The sequence below is a fragment of the Kitasatospora sp. NPDC023120 genome (assembly GCF_055560835.1).
The window spans coordinates 1-2,482 of the sequence record NZ_JBVHHY010000098.1; the positions used below are offsets into that span (position 1 = coordinate 1).

A 2,482-nucleotide genomic window follows, 5' to 3' on the forward strand; every position below is an offset into this window, starting at 1 on the left:
GGCCCGCACCACGACGTGATCGATCGACCAGCGCCAGCATCGACCGGCCGGCTCGACGCCCACCAGCAAGATCACGATCTACGGCTGGAGTACTATGCAGGCCGTGACGACGCCATCGGCTGGGCGGTCCAGTCGACGAGCCGGCCGGCGAAGCCTTGGTCCACCCAGACGCTCGGCTGGTCCCGGCCGACCCGATCGCCGCCCTCGCGGTGAAGGAGGGCCGCGATGCCTGGCAGGGCAAGGGCTGCTGCGCCCCCACGGCCGCGGCGCCGCCGTCCGCCCAGGCGGACGCGTGCGGCTGCCGTCCCGGATGCGACTGCTGCTCCTGACCTCCCCCGCCCGATCCACGGCCCCGGTCCCCGACCGGGGCCCCACGCGTGTGTGCTTGTTGTCTTCCCCGGGTCCTGCTCAGGTGCGGGTCTGGACGGCGTAGAGGGTGCCGATGGCGGCGGCCAGTATTGTGCGACATCCCGCGAGTTCTCCTGAGCCCCGCTGAGTGCCCGAGGCCGTGGCCAGCGGCTTCTTCACCCTTCGAGTGCTCCGCCCGGCAGTGACGTAACTTCGGGATTCCTGAGAGGGCGTTCTGTGAGGGTATGGGCAGTTCGGCCGTTGTTGGAAAGTCCAGCTCGTGCAGGAGGTATTGACGCCCGGAGGGGATGCGGTTTGCTCTGGGTGTGGGTGAGCGCAGGCCCTACCCGAGCGACCTGTCGGATGAGGCGTGGGAGCTGATCCGGCCGGTCATCAGGGCGTGGAAGGGGCGGCATCCGTCAGTCAGCGGGCACCAGGGCCGCTACGACATGCGGGAGATTGTGAACGCCATCCTGTACCAGGCCCGCACCGGCTGCCAGTGGCGCTACCTGCCGCACGACCTGCCGCCGCCCAGCGCGGTTTACTACTACTTCGGCAGGTGGCGCGACGACGGCACCGACCAGACCGTGCACGACCTGCTGCGCTGGCAGGTCCGCGAGAGCCGTGGCCGACACGAGGACCCGAGCGCGGTTGTGCTCGATACCCAGACCGTGCGCGTCTCGGTCAACGCGCCCAAGGACACGACCGGCCTGGACCCGGGTAGGAGGAGCCCAGGCCGAAAGCGCGGTATTGCCACCGACGTGCTCGGTCTGCTGATCGCGGTGCTCGTGGTCGCCGCGAACGTCCACGACAACGCGATCGGTACCGCGCTGCTCGACAAGGTTGCAGCAGGGGCCCCGACAGTGACCAAGGCATGGGTGGACGCCGGCTTCAAGAACACCGTGATCGAGCACGGCGCCAAGTTAGGCATCGATGTCGAGGTCGTCCAGCGGAATCCGCAGGTCAAGGGGTTCACGCCGGTTTCCAAGCGATGGGTGGTCGAGCAGACCCTGGGCACGCTGATGCTCCACCGGCGGCTGGCCCGCGATTACGAGGCCCTCCCGGCCAGTTCGGCCTCGATGATCTACTGGTCGATGACCGACATCATGACCCGCCGGCTCACCGGCGTAGCCGCACTGACCTGGCGAGATCCACCCGAAGCGAGTGGGGGCACGCATGCGCGAGCTGCTGGAGAAGATCGAGGCTCGGCAGGTCGCTGCCCGTGATCAGGCCGACCAACTCCGCGAACAGATCGCCCACCTCACCGACCAGCTGACCGCCGTTGAAGGGGTTCTGGAACGCCTGCAGATCACCCGCGAGACGCTGCTGGAGATCGCAGGCGATGGCGACCGTGCCCTGGATCTTCTTCCATCGGCCTACCGCCAGATCCTCGCCCTGTTCGAGAACGCGCACGACGGCCTGCGCGCCAAGGACGTCTGCCGGGCTCTCGGCCTCGGTGCCGAGCCCAGTCACACCGAAGGCACCCGAGCCAAGCTGAAACGCCTGGTCAGCCGCGGTGTCCTCGTGGAGCCCGAGCCCGGCCTGTTCACCATCCCACGGGTCCCTCGCCGCAACAGCCCCGCCCTCAAGTCAGAAACCGACAACGGCATTCGATGACGATCGAAAGTCGGCCAGGATCCGGTGCGCGTGCTGATTGTCCGGGTCGAGGTCTTGAACCGCTTGATGGGCCTCTTCGGCCCGGTTCGTCTCACACAGCAGCCGAACAAGGAGGTACAGGGCGTCGCGGTCACCGCCTTCGACTCGCGTGCGCAGCGCCGCTTCCTTCCCCTGGTCCCGAAGCGACCTGTTGAGCCTCCGTCGTGCGTGGACATCGGCGGGGGCGAGCTCTGCGAGTTCTTCGAGCCGGTCCGCGAGGGCGAGCAAGCTCATGTGCCAGAGATGGTTGTTGTGCGCATAGTGGTCGGCGGAGTAGCAAGCGGCATGTGAGCTCACCAACGTGATAGCCGTGTCCCAGTCCTGACGCTGTTCCGCTTCCAGGGCCCGCTCGAACCACTCCATGGGATGAGTATCGCCTGCCGTCGCCTAATGGGACTCGTCGGGCCGTGAGGGAGACTACGGTCCGTAGCCGCCAGCAGGTGAGCACTGCTATCGCCCGAGCCGTATGAGCTCTGGT

Annotated in this window: 3 protein-coding genes and 1 pseudogene; 3 read left to right on the plus strand and 1 reads right to left on the minus strand. The window is 67.5% G+C overall.

The genetic code is table 11. The annotated features are described in order from the left end of the window. Positions 1 to 171 precede the first annotated feature (171 nt). The 3 genes and pseudogenes from ACZ3TI_RS40835 to ACZ3TI_RS40845 form a co-directional block, all read left to right on the plus strand. Positions 172 to 329: pseudogene (locus tag ACZ3TI_RS40835) on the plus strand (cation transporter); the annotation flags it as partial. A gap of 345 nt (positions 330 to 674) precedes the next feature. After that, complete coding sequence (locus ACZ3TI_RS40840) at positions 675 to 1,574, plus strand: IS5 family transposase (protein ID WP_465735642.1); 900 nt, start codon at positions 675 to 677, stop codon at positions 1,572 to 1,574. Further along, positions 1,525 to 1,965: a hypothetical protein gene (locus ACZ3TI_RS40845; RefSeq protein WP_465735644.1), complete on the plus strand. Its 441-nt coding sequence runs from the start codon at positions 1,525 to 1,527 to the stop codon at positions 1,963 to 1,965. The genes ACZ3TI_RS40840 and ACZ3TI_RS40845 overlap by 50 nt, the downstream gene beginning before the upstream one ends. On the opposite strand, the gene ACZ3TI_RS40850 is transcribed toward ACZ3TI_RS40845, so the two are convergent. Further along, positions 1,939 to 2,367, minus strand: a complete 429-nt coding sequence (locus tag ACZ3TI_RS40850; RefSeq protein ID WP_465735646.1) for a hypothetical protein — start codon at positions 2,365 to 2,367, stop codon at positions 1,939 to 1,941. The genes ACZ3TI_RS40845 and ACZ3TI_RS40850 overlap by 27 nt on opposite strands. Positions 2,368 to 2,482: the final 115 nt, after the last annotated feature.